This window comes from Acidobacteriota bacterium (assembly GCA_009838525.1).
Lineage (GTDB): Bacteria > Acidobacteriota > Vicinamibacteria > Vicinamibacterales > UBA8438 > VXRJ01.
In genome coordinates this window covers 73,759-96,161 of sequence record VXRJ01000011.1, presented here as the reverse complement: position 1 = coordinate 96,161, position 22,403 = coordinate 73,759, and the positions used below count along the sequence as shown (strand labels likewise).

The following is a 22,403-nucleotide window of genomic DNA, read 5'->3' as shown; positions in this document are numbered from 1 at the left end:
GCCGCGCCGCCGCCGGTCATCGACGTCAACCCGAACGCGGCGCCGATTGCCGCTCCGGAGCAGATCGTCGAGGAGACCGGCTTTGACCTGTCCGAAGTGCGCGGCGTCGAAGGCGGCGTCGTAGGCGGTGTCGTCAGCGGCATCGTCGGCGGCTTGCCGAGCGCGCCGCCGCCTCCTCCCCCGCCGCCCGAGCCGGTGCGCGTCGGTGGCAACATCAGCCCGCCGACCAAAGTCCGCGATGTCCCGCCGGTCTATCCGCCGGTGGCCCAGCAGGCCCGAGTGCAGGGTGTGGTGATTCTTGAGGCGGTCATCGGTCCGACGGGTGCGGTGACCGACGTCAAGGTGCTGCGGTCGGTGCCGCTGCTCGACGAAGCAGCGATTACCGCCGTCAAGCAGTGGCAGTACACGCCGACGCTGTTGAATGGCGTGCCGGTGCCGGTCATCATGACGGTGACCGTCAACTTCACGCTGCAGTAGTTCGGGTTTTAGTTAGCTCAAACCAGTGAAACGGAGTCGTTGAGGGCCCGGCAAGGGGGTCCGCGAGGAGGAACAGATGGATTTTCTCGAACTCTGGGAGCAGATGGGGATGGCGGTCAGGCTGCTGATGGGCGTCCTCGTCATCATGTCGATGGCCTCGGTGGGCGTCTTCTTTGAGCGGCTGTTCACCTTCGTGCAGGCGGCGAAGCAGTCGAAGCTGTTCGCGCCGCAGGTGGCGAAGCACCTCAAGGACGGCAAGCTCAAGGAAGCGATCACCATTTCGCAGTCCAAGAACTACAAGTACAGCCACCTCGGAAAAGTCGTGCTGGCCGGGCTTCAGGAGTACCAGTTCCAGCAGGACAGTGGTGTCGAACTGAACAAGGACGATGTCGTGGACAGTGTGCACCGCGCGATTCAGCGGGCGTCCGCACTCACGTCGTCCGACCTGAAGCGGGGCATGGGCATCCTCGCTACCATCGGATCGACGGCCGTCTTCGTCGGTCTGCTCGCCACCACGATCGGCGTCATCAACGCGTTCCAGGGGATCGCGGCAACCGGGTCCGGCGGTCTGGGCGCCGTCTCCGGCGGCATCTCGGAAGCCCTGGTCGGCACCGCCATCGGTCTGTTTGTGGCGATTCCGGCGGTCTGGTTCTTCAACTACCTGACCGGGCGCCTCGAGTACTTCGCCGTCGAGATGGACAACTCATCGTCCGAGCTGGTCGACTACTTCATCAAGAAGTCGTAGACCCTTCGCCAAGGCGATTTCGGCCGGATGCGTTCGCTGCTCGTGGCGGGCGCGTCCGGATCGCGATTTCACTTGAGGAGAACAGACCATGGGGATGCAAGTTGGCGACAAGAACGACGGACTGAATTCGGAGATCAACATCACGCCGCTTGCCGACGTGATGCTCGTGCTCCTGATCATCGTCATGCTCATCGCGCCGCTGTTGCAGGCGGGCGTGACGTTGACGCTGCCCGAGGCGCAGAACACGGCTGACAAGCCGGACAACGACAACAACACCGTCGTGGCGGTGACGGCAGACGGCCGGTACTTCGTCGACAATGTGCAGACGACGCAGGGCGATCTGCTCAATGCCATCAATAACGCATTGGGCCGGAAGCTGGAACGCATTCTGCTGATCAAGGGCGACGTTAACGCTCAGTACTCGTCCGTGATGGAACTGATGGATCAGTTGCAGCGGGCCGGGATTGAGAACGTCGGCCTGATCACCGAGCGCGAGCTGGGTGGCGCGGCCGGCGGAGGGGAGTAGTCCACGATGGCGCACAAGAAGCACCACGGTGCCGATAAAGTCGTCGGAGCGTCGAAGGTTGCGGCGAACTCGGAGATCAACATCACGCCGTTCATCGACGTGTTGCTGGTTCTGATCGTCATCTTCCTGGCGGCTCTCCCTCTCGGACAGCGTGGCCTGGACATCAATCTGCCGCTCGAGACCCAGGGCTCGGCGCAGGCGGCCACCGACAGCAGCCAGATCGTGCTGGAGTTCACCGCGGATCGGCGGATCTCCGTCAACCAGCAGCCCATGAACATGGCGACACTGGAGTCGGAGTTGCGGCAGATCTTCGAGACCCGGCGCGAGAAGACCATGTTCATCGCTGGCTCGGGGTCTCTCACTTACGGCGAGATCATCGACGTGATCGATGCCGCGAGAGGCGCTGGGGTAGAAAAGGTGGGCATCGTGACGGAAGGCATGCGCCGCGCTGCCGGCGCCGCACCGGTCAGCTAGACCGGCTGGCGAATAAGCCGAGAAGGAGAACATCATGCAGACCGGACGCACCTTCCTGAGACTGGTCCTCGTCGCGGCGCTCGTGATGCCGTTGGTTTCGTGCGCCTTCTTCGAGCAGCTCGGCGCGATGCGGACCTTCAAGGAAGCCAACCTGCTGTATGGCCGGGCCGACTACGAAGGGGCGATCGAGGAATACGAGCAGGTGCTGGAAGTCATCGCCGACGACCCGGAGAGTGAACTGTCACAGGTTATGACGGTCGCTTACTTCTACATCGCCAACTCCTACGACAACCTGTACACGCCGGCGTTCAGGGGCGACGCCCAGAACGACGCCTACCTGGAACGCGCCGTCGAGTACTACCGGCTTGCTTCCGAAGAGATCCCGAACCCCGAGTTCCAGACGCTGGCGATGCAGTACCTGGTGGCGGCCTACGGTCCGGATCGGATGAACGATCCGACCAGTCGCGCCATGCTGCTGCAGGAGATGATTCAGCTGGATCCCGCCAACCCCGACAATTACTTCGTTCTCGCGCAGCTGTTCGAGGAGTCGGGCCTCTTCGAGGATGCCGAAGCGATCATGCTCGAGGTGAGGAACATGCGGCGGGAGGATCCCACGGTCTACCTGCAGCTTGCCGGCTTCTACAACCGGAGCGGCGATTTCGACGCGACCATTGAGGCACTGCGGGAGCGCGCCAGGATAGAGCCGGACAACCCGGAGGCCTACTACACGATCTCGACCTTCTTCTGGGAGAAGGCGTTCCGTGACTTCCGTATCACGCAGGACGAGAAGGAGGAGTACATCCTCTCGGGGATCGAGGCGGCCGATCGGGCGATCTCGCTCAACGATCGCTACGTTGACGCGCTGATATACAAGAACATCCTGCTTCGCATGCAGGCGAACATGACCGAGGATGTCGACGAACAGGATGCGCTGATCGCCCAGGCGGATGAGTTGCGCGACCTTGCCCAGCAGATTCAGGAAGAGGCGCGTGGAGAGGCTGCCGCCGCGGCGGCGGCAGAAGGGGCCGAAGGGGAATAGGCGTCCGGCACCCAACATCCCTTGCAGATCGGCGGCGTTTCAGGGCCGGGCGCTCGTGAGGGCGCCCGGCTTTTTTTTATGAGCACTCTTGACGGCCTGATCGAGAGAGTCCAGTCGTACAAGCCGGACTCCGATACTGACCTGCTGCGCCGGGCGTACGATTTCTCCGCCGTGGCCCACGCCGGCCAGACGCGTCGCTCGGGTGAGGAGTACATCACGCACCCGCTCGAGGTGGCGGAACTGGTGGCGGACATGCATCTCGACGACGTCGCGGTTGCCGCCAGCCTGCTGCACGACGTCGTGGAGGACACGCTTACCACCGAGGAGAAGGTGCGTGAGCTGTTCGGCGAGGACATCGCGCATGTGGTCGCCGGCGTCACCAAGATCAGCGCGATGCAGTTCTCCTCGAGCGAGGAACGGCAGGCCGAGAACTTCCGGAAGATGCTGCTCGCCATGGTTGACGACGTTCGCGTCATCCTGGTGAAACTGGCCGACCGGCTCCACAACATGCGGACTCTCGACCACCTGGCGGAATCGCGCCGGCTACGAATCGCACAGGAGACGGTGGATATCTACGCGCCGATCGCGCACCGGCTCGGCATGAGCAAGGTGAAGCACGAGCTCGAGGAGCTGGCGTTCCGGCAACTGGAACCCGGGGAATACGAGTCCATCCGTACCCTCATAGACAAGCGTCGAAAGGCGACCGACCGCACGGTGGCGCGGCTCAAGCTGACACTCTCGGACAAGCTCCGGAAGGCAGGTGTGCCGGTCCTTACCATCGAAGGCCGGATCAAGCAGCCGTTCAGCATCCGCGAGAAGATCAAGCGCCAGCGGATCTCGCTTGATCAGGTGTATGACCTGGTGGCAGTCCGCGTCATCACGAGCTCGGTGCACGATTGTTACGCCGCGCTTGGCATCATCCACCAGACCTGGTCGCCCGTTCCGGGGCGGTTCAAGGACTTCGTCGCGATGCCACGGCCGAACGGCTATCAGTCATTGCACACGTCGGTCGTCAGCGACCGGGGCTTTCCGTTCGAAGTGCAGATCCGGACGGAGCAGATGCACCAAATCGCCGAGGAGGGGATCGCGGCCCACTGGAAGTACAAGGTGGGACGTGTCGGGGCAGAGACGGACGAGCAGTACTTCCTGTGGATCCGCCAGTTGCTCGAGTGGCAAAAGGAAGTCCCGGACCCGACCGAGTTCATCCACAGCCTGAAGATCGACCTCTACCCGGAGGAGGTCTACACCTTCACGCCAAAGGGAGAAGTGAAGGCGCTGCCCCGAGGCGCAACGCCGATTGACTTCGCGTATGCAATCCACACCGACGTTGGCCACACCTGCGTGGGCGCGCGCGTTAACGGCCGGATGGTGCCCCTCCGTACCCGTCTGGAGAGTGGCGACATCGTGGAGGTGGTCACGGCGGCGGGTCACCACCCGAGCCGCGACTGGCTGAACATCGTCGCTACGGCTCGCGCGCGCAACAAGATCAAGCAGTTCATCCACGCGGAGGAGAAGCTGCGGGCGGTCGATCTGGGGCGCAAGCTGCTCGAGAAGGAAGCCCGGCGCTTCGCGCTGAAGACCAGGGCGGTGCTGGATACGGCTGTCGTCGAGACCGTCTGTGGCGACTTCAACATTTCGAAGCCGGACGACCTGTACGCCGCCGTCGGCTACGGAAAGGTCTCAGCTCGGCAGGTTCTGGACCGGCTGGTGCCGGAGACGCAACTGCAGGAACCGAAGCGGGAGGCGTCGGTCACTTCCGCCGTCCGGCGCATTCTGCAGCCTAACCGGGATGTCATCAAGGTCCGTGACTTCGACGACCTGATGGTCTTTCGCGCCGGCTGCTGCAACCCGATACGGGGAGAGAAGATCGTCGGCTACGTCACGCGCGGCAAGGGCGTGTCGGTCCATTCCGCGAACTGCCCAAACGTGCTGAACCTGCTATACGACCCCGAGCGCCGGATCGACGTTGTCTGGGGCAAGGCGGACCGCGATGCTTCGTTCACGGTTTGCCTCACCATCCAGGTGGTGGACCGGCGCGGGATGCTTGCCGATGTCACCTCGCGCATCGCGGAAACCCGGATCGACATCCGAAAGGTGGAGGCGTCATCGGGCGAGGATCAGCATGGCCACATAAGCGTCACCATGGACATCCTTGACCTGAAGCACCTCCAGCGGGTGATCAAGGTGGTCCGCGCCGTGCCGGGAGTCTTGAACGTCGAACGCGTACTGCGCCAGCAGTAGAGGAGAGTCAGCCGACACCCTGGTTACTTGTCGACTCTGGCGATGCAGTCGATCTCGACCAGGGCGTCCTTCGGGAGTCGCGCCACCTGTACGGCAGCGCGGGCCGGCGCTGGATCGGTGAAGAAAGCCCCATACACTCGGTTCATCGCCGCGAAGTCGTTCATGTCGGCGAGATAGACGGTTGTCTTGATGACGTCGGCCAGCGTGACGCCGGCGGCGGTGAGGATGGCGTCGAGGCTCCGAAGTACCCGCTCCGTCTGAGCGCTGACGTCGCCTCCGAGCATCTCTCCCGTCTCTGGATCCATGGCTACCTGGCCTGAGACAAAGAGCAGATTACCGCTGCGGATCGCCTGGGAGTAGGGACCGATCGCGGCCGGCGCGCCCGTCGTGGCAATGGGAGTCCGAGACACGTCCTGCCTGGAAGGGACCCCGTTCGGGGTCGTCGCGGCGTGTTGGGCTAAGGCGCCTTGACCACCAGGTTTGACCGGATGCAGCGGGTGCAGACCTTCAGCCGTTTCACCCCGCCGTTGACCACCGCGCGAACCGTCTGAATGTTCGCTTCAAACCGCCGTCTGGTCACGTTATGGGCGTGCGAGACATTTCGGCCCATTCTGGGGCCTTTGCCGCAGATGTCGCAACGTCTTGCCATGAGCGTCCCTATTCTATACCAGGAGGGACAATCAGGCCGGATGCCGAAGTCCGTTCGGGGGCATTCTCCACGCCATCTCCCGACCGGTCCGCATCACGCGCCATGGCCGTCGCCAGTCTCCTTAGCATGGCGAGGCAGGCGGTGTCGCCACCATCCTCTCCCAGCAGTTCTCGGCCGCTGCGTGCGCCGCGCTCGATCCGGCGGAAGATGCCGGCGACGTCATGGTCCGGGATTGGCGTTCCCTGTTGTGCCGCCGCTTCGACCATATCCGTCATTTCCTTCACCAGTTGCCGCGCGTGGGCCGTCTGGGCAGTGTGCTCGTAGACGATCCCGCGGCTCGCCGTCTCCGAAGTCTGCGCCATGGCCTGGGCCGCTTCGATCAGGTCGGCATCACACAGGCCAGGAAGGTCGGGCCGTTCCAGCCCCAGCATGGCCAGGAGTCGATAGGTGAGGGCCTGTTGCGGTGGCGTCAGGCCGTGCAGCAGCGCGACGAGGAAGTGAACATCCCGTTCCCGCTGTCGCTGCACCACCGCGGGCGGATGCGTTGAGGCGGATTGGAGCCAGACGCAGTCGGGCGGACAGGCGATTTCGATCAGGCGCTTGGTGCCGCAGCAGACCGAACAGATCGATACCCCCTTCGCAGGGCAGGCGCGCCGGGCCTTCCGGCCGGTGCAAAGCGGACAGGTCCGTTTTGGCATGGTGAGCGGATTATGACAGCAAGGCCGATTCCCAGGCCTCCGGCACCCTCCCCGTGGCGGTGGCGCCGATCGGTCGCAAGGCGTCCTCTCATGAGGACAGGTCGAAACTGCGAAACCAAACCGGTGTTTCTGTCGTCTAAGCAAATAGCGCCGTTTCCAATGGCACGGATCTTGCATCCGGATTGGCAGGGCCCGATGGGGATAGCAGCGCCGCGCTGGAGGAACCAACGCCTGGAAAGGAGCAGGCACGATGACGACGCGAACACGCGCCACGAAGAAGAAGCTGAGTCCGGCTCGCTACAGCGAGCTCAAGCAGATGCTTGAGGCGCGCCGGCTCGAGATCATCGGTGAAGTGCAGCACAAGATGCGCGATGCCCGGCTGGAGCATGCTGCGTCGCCCACGCCTGACGTGTGCGACGAGGCGGAAATGTCCGAGATGGACATTCAGGGTGACATCGAGTTCGCCGTGCTGCAGATGAAGACGGAGACGCTTCATCGGATCACCGAGGCGCTCGACCGGCTCGACGAGGGGACTTTCGGGTACTGCTACGAGTGCGGGACGGAGATCGCGACGCAGCGCCTTCGCGCGCTGCCGTTCGCTGTCCGCTGCACCGAGTGTGAGGTGGAGCGGGAGTTGGCGATCGAGCAGGAGCAAATGTACGAGGCGAGACGGGCTCCCGGGTCGCTCTTCACCGACTATCAGGGCTAGCAGGCCGTGGTGAAACGCCTGCTATATTCGACTGGAGATGGGTGACCGTCGACGCTCCACGGCGGACACGGCGGCGCAGGCGCATGAAGTGCCGTCGGAAGTCGCCGTGCTGCCGCTGCGTGACACGGTGCTCTTTCCGGGCGGCATCATGCCGCTCGCCGTGGGGCGTCCCCGTTCCGTCAAGCTCATCGAGACCGCGCTCGAGGAAAGCCAGCTGATTGCTCTTTTTACGCAGCGCGACGCCGCGTTGGAAGAGCCGGGCCAGGACGACCTCTATCCGGTGGGCACCCTGGCGCAGGTCCACAAGATATTCCCTCTGCCGGACGGCAGTTACCGTCTGTTCGTCGAGGGCATCAGTCGAATTGCCATCGACAGGCTGATCACCATCGAGCCGTTTCACCTGGCCGCGATTCACCCCGCGGAGGAAGTGTCGGACGACGGTGACCGGAAGGCCATCGACGAACTCGTCGCTACCGCCAGAAAGCAGTTTGTGGAGGTCGTGGCGGCGTCGCCGCATCTGTCCGACGACGTGCCGGCGTTCGTCGACAACATCGCGGAGCCGGGCCGCCTGGCTGACGTAATCGCATCGAGCCTTCGGACGATAGGGTCCGAGGAACAGCAGACGATCCTGGAGACGCTCGATGTCCGCGACCGACTGACCCGGCTCAACCAGCTCCTGGCCAAGGAGATCGAGATTCTCGATATTCGCTCGACGATCCAGTCGCAGGTGCAGTCGGAGATGGGCAAGAGTCAGCGGGAGTACCTGCTCCGCGAGCAGATGAAGGCGATCCGCAAGGAGCTGGGCGAGAACGACGATCAGGCAAAGGAGGTCAACGAGCTCCGCGAGAAGATCGAAGCGGCCGGCATGCCGGAAGCGGTCGCGAAGGAAGCTCGGCGCGAGCTGGATCGGCTGTCCAAGATGCCAGTGGCGGCGGCGGAGTACACCGTCTCGCGCACCTATCTGGACTGGCTGATTTCCCTTCCCTGGAACGTCCGGAGCGAAGAGACGATCGACCTGCCGCGAACGAAGCGGACGCTCGACCGGGGGCATTCCGGCCTCGAGAAGGCGAAGGACCGGATCCTGGAATACCTCGCCGTGCGCAAGCTGAAGCCGGATCTCAAGGGTCCGATATTGTGCTTCGTCGGTCCGCCCGGCGTTGGCAAGACGTCGCTCGCCAAGGGTATCGCCGAATCACTTGACCGCGAGGTGGTTCGGGTGTCGTTGGGCGGCATGCGTGACGAGGCGGAAATCCGGGGTCACCGCCGCACGTACATTGGCGCCCTGCCGGGGCAGATCATCCGGGGCCTGCGGCGCGCAGAGACACGGAACCCGGTCTTCATCCTCGACGAGATAGACAAGCTCGGCACGGACTTCCGGGGCGATCCCGCCTCCGCCCTGCTCGAGGTGCTGGATCCGGAGCAGAACAACACGTTCCGCGATCACTATCTCGACGTGCCGTTCGACCTGTCGGAAGTGCTGTTCATAACGACGGCGAACTTCCTGGACCCCGTGCCACCCCCGCTGCGCGACCGGATGGAGGTCCTCGAGTTGCCCGGCTATACAGAGGACGAGAAGCTCGCCATCGCAACAGAGCACCTGGTGTCGCGGCAGGTGGAACGACACGGCCTGTCGGCTGAGCAGATCGCGTTCACCGACCCGGCGCTCAGGACACTGATCCGCAACTACACGCGGGAAGCGGGTGTCCGGAACCTGGAGCGGGAACTCGGAGCGCTTTGCCGGAAGATCGCGCGGCGGCGCGCCGAGGGAGACGAAGCAACTGTGTCTGTGACGCCGGATCTGGCGGCCGAGTTGCTGGGCCCCATGAAGTTCCAGGACGAGGAGGTTGCGGAGCGGACCAGGCGTCCGGGCGTGGCGACCGGCCTGGCATGGACGCCGGCTGGCGGGAACGTGCTTTTTGTCGAGGCCGCACGGATGACGAACGGGAACCGGCTGCAGCTGACCGGCCAGTTGGGCGACGTGATGAAGGAATCGGCTGCCGCCGCGGTCTCCTGGCTTCGGACGAACGCCGCCCGCTACCAGGTGGATGCCGACTTCTTCGGTAACGGCGACATCCACATCCATGTGCCCTCGGGGGCCATCCCCAAGGACGGGCCCTCGGCCGGTCTGACGATGGCGGTGGCGCTCGTATCCGAGCTGACCGGCCGCCCGGTACGAGGCGACATCGCCATGTCGGGCGAGATCACGCTTTCGGGTTTGGTCTTACCGGTCGGCGGTGTCAAGGAGAAGGTGCTCGCGGCGCGTCAGCTCGGCATTTTTCGCGTCATTCTCCCGAAACGGAACGAGCCCTACGTCAACGAGGAACTCGGCGAGGAACTGCGCCGGGAGATGGAAACCCACTACGTTTCGACGATCGACGAGGCGCTCGATCTCGCGCTGACTCCGGCAACGGCGCCGCCCCGCCACTCCAGCGGATCGGACACGACCACCGCCTCCGTTCCCGTCGCCGACGTCATTCAGTAGCTTTCGTCTCCAGTGCGCGCAGGCCGTCGACGATCCGTTGCAGGTCGTCGGGAAGATCGTAGGTAAACGCCATTCGGCGGCCATCGCGTGGATGGGCGAACGCCAGACGCGCGGCGTGCAGGAACGGCCGGTCGAGCCGTTGGACGATCCGATGCGCGTCGCGGCACTCCGCAGGAGCATGCCGCTTCCGCCCCCCGTAGGTCTGATCGCCCGCTATCGGGTGGCCGATGGCGCTCAGGTGGACCCGGATCTGGTGCGTCCGACCGGTAGCGATGGTGACCTCGGCGAGCGTCATCGCCGCGAGCGGCTCCGCCTTCGTGATCCGCGTCACGGCGTCGCGGGCGCGCCGCGCGCGCGCCGAGATGCGCTTCCGGTCGAAGGGATCACGGCCGATCGGGAGATCTATGCGCCGCCCCTGGCGCACGACGCCCCAGACGAGTGCGATGTACGTCTTTTCCACTTCCCGCGCCTTGAACTGGCGTGCGAGGTCGGCGTGGGCGGCATCATGTTTCGCCACGACCATCAGGCCGGACGTGCCCCGATCGAGTCGGTGGACGATCCCCGGCCGAAGCTCGCCCCCGATTCCGCTCAGATCGTCTACGTGGTGAAGCAGGGCGTTCACGAGCGTGCCCCCGGCGTGCCCGGCGCCAGGGTGGACCACCATGCCCGCCGGCTTGTTCACGACGACGATGTCCGGGTCGTCGTGCACGATGTCGACGGGCAACGCCTCCGGTTGGGGCGCCGCGGGCGTCGCGGGAGGAATCTCCACCCGGATCCGGTCGCCCGCGCGAACGTGGTTGCTCATACGGGCCCGCGCAGCGGTCTGCGCGCGGGCAGACGGCCGCTCGCGTGCACCCGCCACGTGCACATGCCCGTTGCGGATCAGCCGCTGCACTTGCGAGCGGGTCCAGGCGGTTCTCGTGCCCGCGCCGCGCGCGTCGAGCTGGGTGGTGACGAACTGATCGAGGCGGACGCCCGCTTCGCCGTCCGTGACCACGAACTCCTCGACGGCCGGCGGGTGTGCTGGCGGATCGCCAGGCGTGGTCACGGGGTCCTACGTGGCATGCGCCGTCGCGCGTCGCGGCGACCCGCGGCGCGGCGTGCTTCCCAGCCGGATCAGCATCACGATGCTGATCGGAATCAGTAGCGCGGACACGAACTGGGACGTCGAGAGCAGGTCGAAGACGGTTCCGCGGGGATCGCCACGGAAGAACTCGATAGCGAAGCGCGCGATCGGATACAGGAGCAGGTAGCTCCAGAAGATCTGTCCCGGGAACATCCGGCGGCGCCGTTCGAGGAGCAGCAGCATGCCCATGATCAGGAGGGTCGCCACGGACTCGTACAGCTGCGTCGGGTGAAGAGCGACGTCGAGTGGCGTGCCGACGTTCGCGGCGGCGATCGGATCGATGAAGGTGACTCCCCACGGCAGATCGGTGGGCCGCCCGTAACAGCAGCCGGCGAGCAGACAACCGACCCTTCCTACGGCCTGGCCGAGCGCAATCCCCGGCGCGAAGGCGTCACAGGTCGTCCAGACCGGCATCCGGTGTCGCCGCATGAACCAGAACGCAGCCACGACGGCGAGGAGGAGGCCGCCATAGAAGACGCCGGCCGAGCGGAGAAGCGTCCAGAGGTATGCCGGGTCCTCCAGGATGTGATCGAACTCGACGACGAACAGCAGGAGCTTCGCGCCTACCAGCGCGCCGATGATGACCAGGATGCCGAGATCCATCACGCGAGCGTCGTTCAACCCGCGCGCCCTCCCGCGCGCCACCGCCACGCGGAGACCGATGAGATACGCGGCGACCAGCATCAGACCATAGGTGTAGATGCTGACGCCAAAGAGCTCGAAGAGTCGCGGATACATCCCGGCTACTCCCGCTGCGGTTGAGGATTCGTGAACATGTCAAGAATGACACAGCCGGCGCCGACTGTTATCGCCGCGTCGGCGACGTTGAACGCCCAGAAGTGCCAGCCACGCCAGTAGAAATCGATGAAGTCGACGACGTAGCCGGTGGCTATCCGGTCGATGAGGTTGCCGAGGGCGCCTCCCAGGACAAGGGCAAGGCCGATTCTCGACAGCCGCTCGTCCGCCGCGGTTCGACTGGCGTAGAACCCGATGGCGATCATGGCGAAGAGCGCGATCGCCGTCATCAACGCCGGTTTGAACGGGATGTCGACGTTGTTCAGCAGACCGAACGCGGCGCCGGTATTGCGGACGTACCGGAAGTCGAGCAGATCGGGAATGACCGTGACCGACGAATAAAGCGGCAGCCAGGCTCGCACCATTCCCTTGGAGACCTGATCGGCGACGACTATCGTCGCTGCCAGCAAGAACAGAAGGCGCCGCGACGGGACGGGGGACGGAAAAGGTGGATCCGGCCGGGCTACCGGCGCGTGGGCATCCGATCCGACCGGTTCAGACAACACGCTCCACCGTTTCGGCCAGCGCGGCGGCGCAGCGCTCGCAGATGCCCGCCGGGTCGGTGTCGGTCACCTCCGGAACGTAGCGCCAGCATCGGTCGCACTTGATCCCGTCGGCGCGCCGCGCCGCTATCACCGCCGCGCCGTCCGGCTCGGCAAACTGCGCTCCCGCCGACGCCGCCTGTTCCGGATCCACGGGGAGTGCGGCGTCCGTCTCGACCGTCGCCTCCGAGGTGATGAACAGGGTCGGCAGGTCGGACACGTACTGTTCGATCAGGGTGGCCGTCGCGCCGTTTGCACGCACCGCCACTGCCGCCTCCAGCGAGGTCCCAACCACTTTCGCCTGTCGCAGCCCTTCCAGCTCGACATTCACGACATCGCGCAACGCGCGGAGCCGAGACCAGCGGTCGAGCAGTTCGCGATCGACCAGCTCCTCACATCCTTCCGGGAAGTCGGCCAGATGAACACTCTCCGCCCGGGGACCCGGCAGGTGGGACCAAAGGTCGTCGATGGTGATCGGGAGAATGGGCGCCAACAGGCGTGCCAGGCCATCTGTCATCCTGTAGATCGCACTCTGTGCCGAGCGCCGCCCCGCCGAGCCAGCCGCGAAGGTGTATAGCCGGTCCTTGGAGATGTCGATGTAGAACGCACTCATGTCAACCGTCAGGAAGTGGTTGAGCGCGTGTGATATCGGCTGCAACTCGTACCGTTCGTAGGCGGTGAGAATCGTGACCGCGGTCTCGCCGTAGCGGGCGAGGGCATAGCGATCCACCTCCTCCATCTCCGCCACCGGCACGAGATCCGCGGTCGGGTCGAAGTCGTACAGGTTGGCTACCAGAATGCGGAGAGTGTTGCGGATCTTCCGGTACGCCTCGACGACGCGCGCCAGAATCTCGTCACCGAGTCGCATTTCTTCCCGGTAGTCGGCCATCGCTACCCAGAGGCGGAGGATCTCGGCGCCATGCCGTTGGATCACCGTCTTCGGGTCGACGCTGTTGCCGCGCGACTTCGACATCTTGTGTCCGGCCGCGTCGACGACGAAACCATGCGTCAGGACCTGCCGGAAGGGGGCCGCGCCACGCGTGCCGATGCCGACGAGGAGCGAGCTGTGGAACCAGCCGCGATGCTGGTCGGATCCCTCGAGGTAGAGCATCGCCGGCCACTCCAGTTCCGGGTGCGCCGAGAGAACCGCTTCATGGCTCGACCCCGAGTCGAACCAGACATCCAGGATGTCCGTCTCGCGCTCGAAAGAGGCGGAGTTGCACGACGTACAGGCGAATCCGTCCGGCACGAACTCACTCAGGTCCCGCTCGTACCAGGCGTCGGCGCCATGCTTCTCGAAGACCTGCGCCGCGCGATCCGTCAACTTCGTGGTGAGGACCGCCTCGCCGCATGCCGTGCAGTAGAGCGCCGGGATCGGCACTCCCCAGGAACGCTGGCGCGAGATGCACCAGTCCGGTCGGTTAGCCACCATCTGCCGGATTCGTTCTTCGCCCCACGACGGGAACCATTCGACGCCGCTGATCGCGTCCAGTGCCCGCTCGCGGAACCCACCCCGATCCAGCTCGATGAACCACTGCGGGGTAGCAAGAAAGATCACCGGCGCGTGGCAGCGCCAGCAGTGCGGATACGCGTGCTCGACCTCTGTCCGCCGCCACAACCTTCCAGCGGCGCCGAGCGCGTCGTTTACCACCGGGTTGGCGTCGAACACCTGCATGCCGCCGACGATGTCAACGTTGTCGAAGAAATGCCCGTCGGGACCGATGGGGGCCAGAATATCCAGGCCGTACCGTACGCCGGTATGGAAGTCGTCGGCGCCATGGCCTGGAGCCGTGTGCACCGCTCCGGTGCCCTGCTCGAGCGTGACGTAGTCGGCCAGCACGCCGACGGAGTCGCGGTCGTAGAGTGGATGGCGAAACCGGATCCCTTCCAGATCCCGCCCGCTGAACGTCGCGAGCGGCTCGCCGAAGGTCCGGCCGGTCTCCCGGGAGACACGGTCCGCCAACGGTTGGGCCACGATGACGGTGTCGCACGTGGCCGTGTCGCCGTGCGCGCCCGTCTGCGCGTAGGCGGCGTACGTCACCTCCGGGTGGAAGGCGATTGCCAGGTTGGACGGGATCGTCCAGGGTGTGGTCGTCCAGATCAGCACCGATGTCCGCCGTCCCGCAAGGGCCGGTGCGAGCGCGGCGAGCGCGCTACGGCTCTGATCGGCCAGAGGAAACTCGACATGGATGGACGGCGAGCGATGAGTCTCGTACTCGACCTCCGCCTCCGCGAGCGCGGTCCGGCAGCTGATGCACCAGTGCACCGGCTTCTTGCCGCGGTAGACGAGGTCCCGTTTGACGAACTCTCCAAGCGCCCGGACGATCGTCGCCTGGTACGGGTAGCGCATCGTCAGGTACGGCTCCCGCCAGGCGCCCAGGACGCCGAGCCGGCGGAAGCCCTCGCGCTGGATGTCGATGTACTTCTCGGCATAGCGGCGGCAGGCCCGACGCACCTCCACCACGGACCGCGCCTGTCTTCCGCCGGAGGCGCCGCCGCCCAGCTCACGGTCGACGCGCAGTTCAATCGGCAGACCGTGGCAGTCCCATCCCGGAACGTACGGCGCGTCGAAGCCCGCCATCGTGCGGGACCGGACGACGATGTCCTTCAGGATCTTGTTGAGTGCGGTGCCGACGTGGATTTCGCCGTTCGCGTACGGCGGTCCATCGTGCAGAATGTAACGGGGCGCGCCCCGGCGCCGCTCGCGGATCTTGCCGTACAGATCACTCTCGTCCCACCGCGCGATGGTCTCCGGCTCGGTCCTCGGCAGGCTCGCCTTCATCCGGAAGGCGGTCTTCGGCAGGTTGAGCGTGTCTTTCCAGTCAGGCATGGCAGGATGGGGCGCGACAGCTCTCGGTTCAGAGCGGAATTCTTCAATCTTAGCCGCAAAATATAATGGCGCGCATGGCGTCCGGCCGGCGCGTCGAAGCGGTCTTCTTCGACGTCGACTTCACGCTGATTCACCCCGGCCCGGTCTTCGACGGCGATGGCTACAGCGCGTTTGCGCGCAGCCACGGGCTGCAAGCCGACCCGAGCCTCTACGAGGCCGCCGTGCGCCAGGCATCGAGCGAACTGGATCATCTGCAGGATGCGGTCTACCGTCCGGATCCGTTCATCCGCTACGCTCGACGGGTCCTGACCGAGATGGGCGCGCGGGGCGACCGTCTGGACGCTTGCGCCCATGAGATCTACGAGGAGTGGGCCGCCTGCCGTCACTTCACGCTGTACGAAGACGTTCAGCCCGCATTTGCCGCGCTCTGCGACGAGGGCTACCGCCTGGGCCTGATTTCCAACACGCACCGCTCGCTCGACAATTTCCAGACCCATTTCCAGTTGAAGCCGTACGTCACCGTCGCCGTTTCGTCGTCCGAGCAGGGCTACCTGAAGCCCCATCCGAGTATCTTCCGTACCGCCCTCGCCGCGGCGGGCACGGCGGCGGCGGACTCCGTCATGGTGGGTGACAGCCTGACCCATGACATCGCCGGAGCGCGACAGGTAGGTATGTCGGCCGTCCTGTTGATTCGCTCGATGAGCGGGAATTCGCACCCCGGCGGCGGCGTGGGGAATGAGATCCCGGTGATCCACTCTCTCACCGCTCTCCCGGGCCTGTTGCGCCGGTTGTAGCCGCCTGTTTGCCCTTGCGGGCGCGCGGGCGCCAGGCTCCCGGCTAGCCCGGCGGCCAGGTCATGGAGCGGCCAGCGAGCAAGTGAAGGTGTATGTGGAAGACGGTCTGGCCGGCCTCGGCGTTGCAGTTGAAGACAGTCCGGTAGCCGGCCTCGGCGTGCCCGCGTTCCGCGGCGATCGCCGTGGCCCGGTGGATCAACCGACCGACGAGACTCACGTCGTCGGCCGCGAGATCGTTCAGGGTCGCGATGTGCCGCCGCGGCACGATCAGCACATGCGTCGGCGCCTGCGGGTTGATGTCGTTAAACGCGATCAGGTCTTCGTCCTGGTAAACGATGTCACCCGGGATCTCGCCCGACGCGATCCTGCAAAAGAGACAGTCAGCCGTGTCGTTGCTACTCATCGCGACCTGCGAATCATCGCGACGCGGGGGATTCCGCGAAGGTCGACCCGCATGCCGGCCAGATCGAGTCCCGGCGCACGGTCCACGAGCGAGCGGACAGCATCGGCCTGCCCTGCTCCCATCTCGACCAGCAGCCAGGTGCTGGACGCGGTACTGGGTGCGCCAGACGGCGTGGTGGCGTAGCGGTCAACGCCACGCCAGACCCGGAAGAGCTCGCGCAACGAAACCAGCCCGTCAACTCCTCCATCCAGCGCCATCCGCGGTTCGTGGTCACGTACTTCGGCGGGCAGCGCCTCGATCTCGCCACTCGGGATATAGGGCAGGTTCGCCACGGTCAGGTCGAAACACGCGCCGTACGGTCCGCCACCGTCCAGCCACGCCTCGAACGCCGCGCGCACCCACTGAATCCGTCCCGCCACCCCATGAGCCGCCGCATTCCGGCGCGCCAGGCGCAAGGCGTCCCGGGAGAGATCGACGGCGGTCACCACCGCTCGCCGGAATTCTCGGGCCAGCGTCACGGCCAGGCATCCCGACCCGGTCCCGATGTCGGCAATCGCCAGCGGCTCGTCCCGCCGATCCGCCAGAACCTCCAACGCCGTCTCGACGATGAGCTCCGTTTCCGGCCGCGGCGTCAGCACGGTGGGCCCGACGGCAAACCGCAACCCCCAGAACTCGCGCTCCCCGGTGATCTGCGACACCGGCTCGCGCCGTTCGCGCCGTGCGACGAGCGGCGCATACCGTGCCGTGAACCCCACCGGTACCGATTCCCTCCGCCGCGCAAGCCAGGTGGCCCGATCCCACCCCAGCGCGTGCCGCGCCAGCAGTTCGGCGTCGGCCCCCGCCTCGTTCTCCGCGACGCCGGCGCGGAGCAGGCGCTCGCGGGCGGAGGCCGCTTCGTCCATCAGGACGGCGTCGCCCACCAACGTCGCCGGCGTCGCGGGCGCCGCGGAGACCGTGAGCGTCACGATGCCGTCGCCTTCTCCGCAAGCGGGGAGCCGTCCGCCTGTTCCTCCGCCCTGAGTCGTTCCGACTGGTAGTACGTTACGACTGCGTCGATCAACTCACCGAGATCTCCCTCGAGCACGGCGGGCAACTGGTGGGTCGTGAAGCCGATCCGGTGGTCCGTGATCCGGTTCTGCGGGAAGTTGTAGGTACGGATCTTCTCCGAACGCTCGCCGGTTCCCACCTGGCCGCGGCGGTCGCTCGCGATCTCGGACTGCTGCCGCTGCAGTTCCATCTCGTACAGGCGCGACCGCAGCACCTTCATGGCTTTCGCCTTGTTCTTGATCTGCGACTTCTCGTCCTGTTGCGAGACGACGAGGCCGGTCGGAATGTGCGTGATCCGGACGGCGGAGTAGGTGGTGTTGACGCTCTGCCCGCCGGGCCCGCTCGAGCAGAACGTGTCGATTCGAAGGTCCTTCGCATCAATCGTGACGTCTACTTCCTCCGCTTCCGGCAGTACGGCGACCGTCGCCGTCGACGTATGGATGCGGCCGCTTGCCTCCGTGGCAGGCACCCGTTGCACGCGGTGAACACCGCTCTCGTACTTCAGGCGGCTGTAGACCTGCTTTCCCTCGATTAGCGCGACGATCTCCTTGATCGCGCCGACCCCCGTCTGGTTCGATGAGAGGATCTCCGTCCGCCATCCCTGCCGCTCGGCGTAACGGCTGTACATCCGGAACAGGTCGGCGGCGAACAATCCTGCCTCGTCGCCGCCCGTTCCGGCGCGGATCTCCAGAACGACGTTCCGCTCGTCATTCGGATCCTTCGGGACCAGCAGCATGCGGAGCTCGAGCAGCAGCGTCTCGCGCCGTGCTTCCAGCGTCTCGAGTTCCTGCCTTGCCAGATCGCGCAGCTCCGGATCGTCACCGTCGGCCAGCTCCTTGGCCTGCGCCGCCTCCTCGACGACGGACTGGTACTCTCGGTACTTCTCCACGAGCGGCTGCAGCTCCGCGAGTGCGCGGGCGTGCGTCCGGTAGGCCGCCTGATCCGCCTGGACCGCCGGATCCGCGATCAGCGTCATCAGGTGGTCGTACCGTTCCTCGATGCCTTGCAGTTTGTCGAACATGGTCCGTTTGCCTTGAACCGGCGCGCTTCCCGGGTCCCGCCGGGCCGCCCTGTTCCCGGTGATCCTAACCGCCGGACACGGGCGGCAGGAACGCGATATCGTCGCCGTCGGCAAGTGCGGCGTCCATCCGGGCGTACTCCTCGTTGACGGCGACAGAGACGGTGGCTTTGTAGGGTTCGAACTCCGGGAACTCGGCGGTGAGTCCGTCCCAGAGGGCAAGCGCCGTCGCGCCGTCGGGCAGTTCCCGGTCGAGGTCGGTGGCGCCGGCGAGGTCGCGCAACCGGGCGAACAGCCGCACCGTCACGCGCATGCCCGCTCCAGAGCGATGCGCCGTGCCGCTTCGTCGTCCGGATCCGCCGTCGCTCCCTCGATCCAGACGTCTCCTCCCTCGAAGAATTCGTGCTTCCAGATTGGTGCGATCTGCTTGATTCGTTCGATGGCATAGCGGCAGGCGGAAAACGCGTCCGCCCGATGGGGCGACGCGGCCGCGATGGCAACGCTCGCCTCGCCAATGGCGAGCGCACCGACGCGGTGGTGCACGGCCAGGACCGTTTCCGGCCATCGGTCGCCCGCCTCCGCTGCGATGCGCTCGAACGCCCTGAGGGCGAGGGGGGCGTACGCTTCGTATTCGAGCCGTTCCACCCGTCGACCCTGGTTCTCGTTACGGACCGTGCCCAGGAACGACGCTATCGCGCCGGCGCTGGCGGAGGCGCCGGCGAGCGACTCGGTCACGAGGTCAATCAACGCTGCCGGATCCAGGGTGGCGTCCGTTACCACGAAGCGCGGCGTTGCCATCCACGACAGTATAAGGTGCGTCCGGCGAACGGCCGATGCTCCCTCGTCGCGCCTTGTCAGCCGGGCGCCTCGCCGCTCTCGGTGCTACGCGGGGTTTTCACCACGGGCTGCTAGGCTCGAGACGTAGCGCTGGGCTTCTCGGCTGGCTTCCACGACGCTTCGGCCGGAGGCGAGGCCGGCGGTCAGGGCGGCGCTGTGGGCGCAGCCGGTACCGTGCCGGCGGGCCAGTGCTTCCTTACGGGGGACCTCGAGGTGAACCATGGCGGAGCCGTCGTCCAGCACGTCGAAAACGGCGGCGCCTGCGGCGTCCAGGTGACCGCCGGTGATGACGACGGCGGCGGGTCCCAGTGCGCGGATTCTCCGTGCCGCCGTCTCGGCGTCTGCGAGCGAGGCGATGGCCATCCCGCTCAGGCGTTCCGCCTCCATACGGTTGGGCGTCACCACTGCCGCAAGCGGCAGCAGCCTGCCCATCAGCAACTCGACCGCTGCGTCGTCCAGAAGCGCCATGCCGCTCGACGATACGAGGACCGGGTCCACGACGAGTGGTGCGCCGATCGCGGCGAGCCGGTCCGTCACGGTCTCCACGATCGCCGCGGTCGCCAGCATGCCGGTCTTGACGGCATCGACCGTGAAGCCGTCACGTACCGCATCAATCTGGGCCGCTACGATTTCCGGCGGCACGGGATACGCCGCCGTGATTGCACGGTCGTTCTGGGCGGTGACGGCGGTGACCGCGCTGACGCCGCGGACGCCGCGCGCGGAAAAGGCGCGCAGATCCGCCTGGATGCCGGCGCCACCTCCCGAGTCGCTGCCCGCGATGGTCAGCGCGACGTGCATCGGCGCTAGCCGATCGGCTCGGCTGGCTCCCGCGCGACGAAAACCAGGAGGTACTGAAAGCGGAACTGATCGTTGCGCGACTGCAGTCGCAACCCGGCCGCCTCGGCGTCGCGGATGATGGTCTCCGGTTCGACCCGCTCTGCTGTTGGCGGCCCGGGGCCGCCGCCGTCGAGGCGGTACTCCACGATGCCGACGCGGCCACCCGGTTTAAGCCGCGGCAGGACGTTCTGGAGCAGTGTCACCGGATCCTCCAGTTGACCGTACACCTCGACCATCAGCAAGGCGTCGATCGGCGCCGGGATCATCGGGTTGCTGGGCGTTCCGATGATCGTCTGCACATTGGCCAGCCCGGCCCGACTCACGCGTCGGTTGATCGACTCGATCATCTGGGGCTGAATGTCCTCCGCGTAGACGAGGCCATTCGGCCCCACCCGCTGCGCGAGGCGAACGGTGAACCAGCCGCCTCCCGCTCCGACGTCCGCGACGACGGCGCCATCGGCGATCGACAGGGCGTCCATGATCAGCTCCGGTTCCTGCCAGGCGTCGCGGTCCGGTCCTTCGAGCAGACCGAGATCCTCGGGAGCGAAAAGGGAGCCGTGCGGCGGACGCACCTGTCCTTCGGCCGGGGGGACGCCGGCCGCCAGGGCGGCAGCGAGGCCGACGATGGCAACCGCCAGCGTTATCCGCATCGCGTACCTATCTTACGGCCTCCTCCGGTGGAGGACAGGGAAGGTCACGGGTCGGCACGTCGCGCATCGGCGGCCGTATGTAACCACGGCCCGCCGCTGCCGCGTCGAGATCGCACGTCTCGAGATCCAGCAACGGCAGCAGCAGGAACGGCATGGCGTCCGGCACGTCCACCTGCTTCAGCCAGCCCCCGCAACCCCGGCAGAATTCGACGCGGCGGGCACGCTCCGGAGCCGTGACGGCCCCGGCGGCGGCAACCAGAAAGCCGTCGTCCGCCCGCCCGCAGTAGACGCAGGCCGTTTCGGCCGGCGCCCAATCGGCGCCGCAGAACGAGCAGCGGAGATGGCGCCGTCCGCCCTGGACTTCGGCGAGGGCCGGCCACGATCCACATGCCGGGCAATACCCGTGCCGCCAGGCGGTCGTCGCGGCCCGCAATTCGGCCGGCGCCGCCGGCCCGAGCGCCTGCTGCTGCAGGTGGTGCGCGATCGGTCCGACGGTCAGTTCGGCAACCAGCCAGACCAGATCGGGCGCTACCCCGAGATGTTCCGCGCGCATCCGGATCGCCGTCTGCTGCCGTGCGAGCGATGACCGGAGGAGAGATCCCGGCTCGATCTCGCCACGTTCGAGGACCACCCGGACCCGCCGGGCCGGATCGCCCACCCCACCCGCCGCGAAGTCGTCGCAGAAACCGAGCAGGGGCGTGGTGAGTCGCTCGACGTCCAGTTCGTCGATGGCGAGGTCGAGCACCGGCGCATCCTCGCGGGCCAGTCGCCCGGCGAGGTCGTCAGGCGCTGCGCTCGCTCCTCGGGTGAGCCGCTCGGCGTCGGCCGCCACCTCGGCGCTGCGCGTCACGAGCACGCGTTGAAGATCGACTGCGGCAGCCAGTTCCGGATGGTCGTCCGCGATTCGTAGCCAGCGTTGCTCGGCATCGGCCAGCAGGTCGGTGGGGAAGTGTCGAACGGGCATGGAAACCCGATTATCGCGTGACGGCGGGGCGAACGCCACCGCGGACGCGACGCGAGCGGAGCCGTACGCGCGGCACGCGCTATAATTCGTAATTGACGGTTGCTGGCGAAGCGCAAGAGGAGACAACAGTGACTGAGACAATGGTGGCCAGTGGGCCGGTATTGGTGACGGATGCCGCCGCGGGGAAGATCCATGCCTTGCTGGCGGAGGAACAGAAGCCGGAGGCGGGGCTCCGCGTCTTCGTGCAGGGCGGCGGCTGCTCGGGCTTCCAGTATGGGTTGATGATCGAGGACGGGCCCGGTGACGCCGAGTCCGACCGGGTCTTTCAGTCGAACGGCATCACGCTGTTCGTGGATCCCATCAGCGTGCGCTACCTGAACGGGGCGGAGGTGGACTTCGTCGACAACCTGATGGGTGGCGGCTTCACCATCCGGAACCCGAACGCCAAGACGACGTGCGGCTGCGGCCAGTCGTTCGGCGTCTGACCACGGACACCGCGTCACGCGCCGAACCGCGCCCG

Annotated in this window: 25 protein-coding genes; 10 read left to right on the top strand and 15 right to left on the bottom strand. The window is 66.1% G+C overall.

The genetic code is table 11. The annotated features are described in order from the left end of the window. The first annotated feature begins 87 nt into the window (after positions 1-87). The 6 genes from F4Y45_03315 to F4Y45_03290 all read left to right on the top strand — a co-directional run bounded on the left by F4Y45_03315 (position 88) and on the right by F4Y45_03290 (position 5,502). A complete protein-coding gene (locus F4Y45_03315) occupies positions 88-477 on the top strand; it encodes an energy transducer TonB (GenBank protein ID MXY23538.1) in 390 nt (129 codons plus the stop codon). Positions 478-580: 103 nt separating this feature from the next. Further along, the gene (locus F4Y45_03310) at positions 581-1,222 is read left to right on the top strand and encodes a flagellar motor protein MotA (GenBank protein MXY23537.1); all 642 of its coding nucleotides are present in this window, start codon (positions 581-583) and stop codon (positions 1,220-1,222) included. Positions 1,223-1,310: 88 nt separating this feature from the next. Beyond that, the gene (locus tag F4Y45_03305) at positions 1,311-1,748 is read left to right on the top strand and encodes a hypothetical protein (protein ID MXY23536.1); all 438 of its coding nucleotides are present in this window, start codon (positions 1,311-1,313) and stop codon (positions 1,746-1,748) included. Between the two features lie 6 nt (positions 1,749-1,754). After that, a complete protein-coding gene (locus tag F4Y45_03300) occupies positions 1,755-2,222 on the top strand; it encodes a biopolymer transporter ExbD (protein ID MXY23535.1) in 468 nt (155 codons plus the stop codon). A gap of 34 nt (positions 2,223-2,256) precedes the next feature. After that, positions 2,257-3,261: a tetratricopeptide repeat protein gene (locus tag F4Y45_03295; GenBank protein MXY23534.1), complete on the top strand. Its 1,005-nt coding sequence runs from the start codon at positions 2,257-2,259 to the stop codon at positions 3,259-3,261. 78 nt (positions 3,262-3,339) lie between these two features. Beyond that, the gene (locus F4Y45_03290) at positions 3,340-5,502 is read left to right on the top strand and encodes a bifunctional (p)ppGpp synthetase/guanosine-3',5'-bis(diphosphate) 3'-pyrophosphohydrolase (protein MXY23533.1); all 2,163 of its coding nucleotides are present in this window, start codon (positions 3,340-3,342) and stop codon (positions 5,500-5,502) included. Positions 5,503-5,525: 23 nt separating this feature from the next. On the opposite strand, the gene F4Y45_03285 is transcribed toward F4Y45_03290, so the two are convergent. Genes F4Y45_03285 through F4Y45_03275 form a run of 3 tightly spaced genes read right to left on the bottom strand, consistent with a single transcriptional unit; the run spans position 5,526 to position 6,681 of the window. Continuing rightward, positions 5,526-5,912 carry a RidA family protein gene (locus F4Y45_03285; GenBank protein ID MXY23532.1) on the bottom strand — a complete coding sequence of 129 codons (387 nt, stop codon included), beginning with the start codon at positions 5,910-5,912 and terminating at the stop codon, positions 5,526-5,528. A 47-nt stretch (positions 5,913-5,959) separates the two neighbouring features. Beyond that, on the bottom strand, positions 5,960-6,151 hold the full coding sequence (rpmB, locus tag F4Y45_03280) for a 50S ribosomal protein L28 (protein ID MXY23531.1): 192 nt from the start codon (positions 6,149-6,151) through the stop codon (positions 5,960-5,962). A gap of 8 nt (positions 6,152-6,159) precedes the next feature. Further along, positions 6,160-6,681, bottom strand: a complete 522-nt coding sequence (locus F4Y45_03275; GenBank protein MXY23530.1) for a hypothetical protein — start codon at positions 6,679-6,681, stop codon at positions 6,160-6,162. A 418-nt stretch (positions 6,682-7,099) separates the two neighbouring features. On the opposite strand from F4Y45_03275, the gene F4Y45_03270 reads away from it, so the two are divergent. Both F4Y45_03270 and lon read left to right on the top strand, forming a co-directional pair. Continuing rightward, positions 7,100-7,558: a TraR/DksA family transcriptional regulator gene (locus F4Y45_03270; protein ID MXY23529.1), complete on the top strand. Its 459-nt coding sequence runs from the start codon at positions 7,100-7,102 to the stop codon at positions 7,556-7,558. A 37-nt stretch (positions 7,559-7,595) separates the two neighbouring features. Further along, positions 7,596-10,040 carry an endopeptidase La gene (gene lon / locus F4Y45_03265; protein ID MXY23528.1) on the top strand — a complete coding sequence of 815 codons (2,445 nt, stop codon included), beginning with the start codon at positions 7,596-7,598 and terminating at the stop codon, positions 10,038-10,040. On the opposite strand, the gene F4Y45_03260 is transcribed toward lon, so the two are convergent. From F4Y45_03260 to ileS, 4 genes are read right to left on the bottom strand one after another with little or no spacing between them, the layout of a single operon-like run. Beyond that, positions 10,030-11,088 carry an RluA family pseudouridine synthase gene (locus tag F4Y45_03260; protein MXY23527.1) on the bottom strand — a complete coding sequence of 353 codons (1,059 nt, stop codon included), beginning with the start codon at positions 11,086-11,088 and terminating at the stop codon, positions 10,030-10,032. The genes lon and F4Y45_03260 overlap by 11 nt on opposite strands. Positions 11,089-11,094: 6 nt before the next feature. Then, a complete protein-coding gene (lgt, locus tag F4Y45_03255) occupies positions 11,095-11,904 on the bottom strand; it encodes a prolipoprotein diacylglyceryl transferase (protein ID MXY23526.1) in 810 nt (269 codons plus the stop codon). 5 nt (positions 11,905-11,909) lie between these two features. Continuing rightward, positions 11,910-12,467, bottom strand: coding sequence for a signal peptidase II (gene lspA, locus F4Y45_03250; GenBank protein MXY23525.1), 558 nt, complete (start codon positions 12,465-12,467; stop codon positions 11,910-11,912). Further along, positions 12,457-15,333 carry an isoleucine--tRNA ligase gene (gene ileS, locus F4Y45_03245; protein ID MXY23524.1) on the bottom strand — a complete coding sequence of 959 codons (2,877 nt, stop codon included), beginning with the start codon at positions 15,331-15,333 and terminating at the stop codon, positions 12,457-12,459. The genes lspA and ileS overlap by 11 nt, the downstream gene beginning before the upstream one ends. 65 nt (positions 15,334-15,398) lie before the next feature. On the opposite strand from ileS, the gene F4Y45_03240 reads away from it, so the two are divergent. After that, positions 15,399-16,127: an HAD-IA family hydrolase gene (locus F4Y45_03240; protein MXY23523.1), complete on the top strand. Its 729-nt coding sequence runs from the start codon at positions 15,399-15,401 to the stop codon at positions 16,125-16,127. A gap of 43 nt (positions 16,128-16,170) precedes the next feature. Here the strand turns inward: F4Y45_03240 and F4Y45_03235 are convergent, their stop codons facing one another. From F4Y45_03235 to fdhE, 8 genes are all read right to left on the bottom strand, one after another. Further along, complete coding sequence (locus F4Y45_03235) at positions 16,171-16,530, bottom strand: histidine triad nucleotide-binding protein (protein MXY23522.1); 360 nt, start codon at positions 16,528-16,530, stop codon at positions 16,171-16,173. Continuing rightward, a complete protein-coding gene (gene prmC, locus F4Y45_03230; GenBank protein MXY23521.1) occupies positions 16,527-17,495 on the bottom strand; it encodes a peptide chain release factor N(5)-glutamine methyltransferase in 969 nt (322 codons plus the stop codon). Before prmC ends, F4Y45_03235 begins: the two co-directional genes overlap by 4 nt. Further along, positions 17,492-18,598 carry a peptide chain release factor 1 gene (gene prfA, locus F4Y45_03225; protein MXY23520.1) on the bottom strand — a complete coding sequence of 369 codons (1,107 nt, stop codon included), beginning with the start codon at positions 18,596-18,598 and terminating at the stop codon, positions 17,492-17,494. The genes prmC and prfA overlap by 4 nt, the downstream gene beginning before the upstream one ends. Positions 18,599-18,662: 64 nt before the next feature. Continuing rightward, positions 18,663-18,908, bottom strand: coding sequence for a molybdopterin converting factor subunit 1 (gene moaD / locus F4Y45_03220; GenBank protein MXY23519.1), 246 nt, complete (start codon positions 18,906-18,908; stop codon positions 18,663-18,665). Next, complete coding sequence (locus F4Y45_03215) at positions 18,899-19,393, bottom strand: molybdenum cofactor biosynthesis protein MoaE (protein ID MXY23518.1); 495 nt, start codon at positions 19,391-19,393, stop codon at positions 18,899-18,901. Before F4Y45_03215 ends, moaD begins: the two co-directional genes overlap by 10 nt. 84 nt (positions 19,394-19,477) lie before the next feature. Then, positions 19,478-20,230 (bottom strand): bifunctional hydroxymethylpyrimidine kinase/phosphomethylpyrimidine kinase, encoded by a 753-nt coding sequence (gene thiD, locus F4Y45_03210; GenBank protein MXY23517.1) that lies wholly within the window; start codon positions 20,228-20,230, stop codon positions 19,478-19,480. Between the two features lie 5 nt (positions 20,231-20,235). Further along, positions 20,236-20,919, bottom strand: a complete 684-nt coding sequence (locus F4Y45_03205) for a methyltransferase domain-containing protein (GenBank protein MXY23516.1) — start codon at positions 20,917-20,919, stop codon at positions 20,236-20,238. Between the two features lie 7 nt (positions 20,920-20,926). After that, complete coding sequence (gene fdhE, locus F4Y45_03200) at positions 20,927-21,883, bottom strand: formate dehydrogenase accessory protein FdhE (protein ID MXY23515.1); 957 nt, start codon at positions 21,881-21,883, stop codon at positions 20,927-20,929. 140 nt (positions 21,884-22,023) lie between these two features. Between fdhE and erpA the strand changes: the two genes are divergently transcribed. Beyond that, entirely contained in the window at positions 22,024-22,368 is a 345-nt protein-coding gene (erpA, locus tag F4Y45_03195) for an iron-sulfur cluster insertion protein ErpA (GenBank protein MXY23514.1), read from the top strand. Positions 22,369-22,403 lie beyond the last annotated feature (35 nt).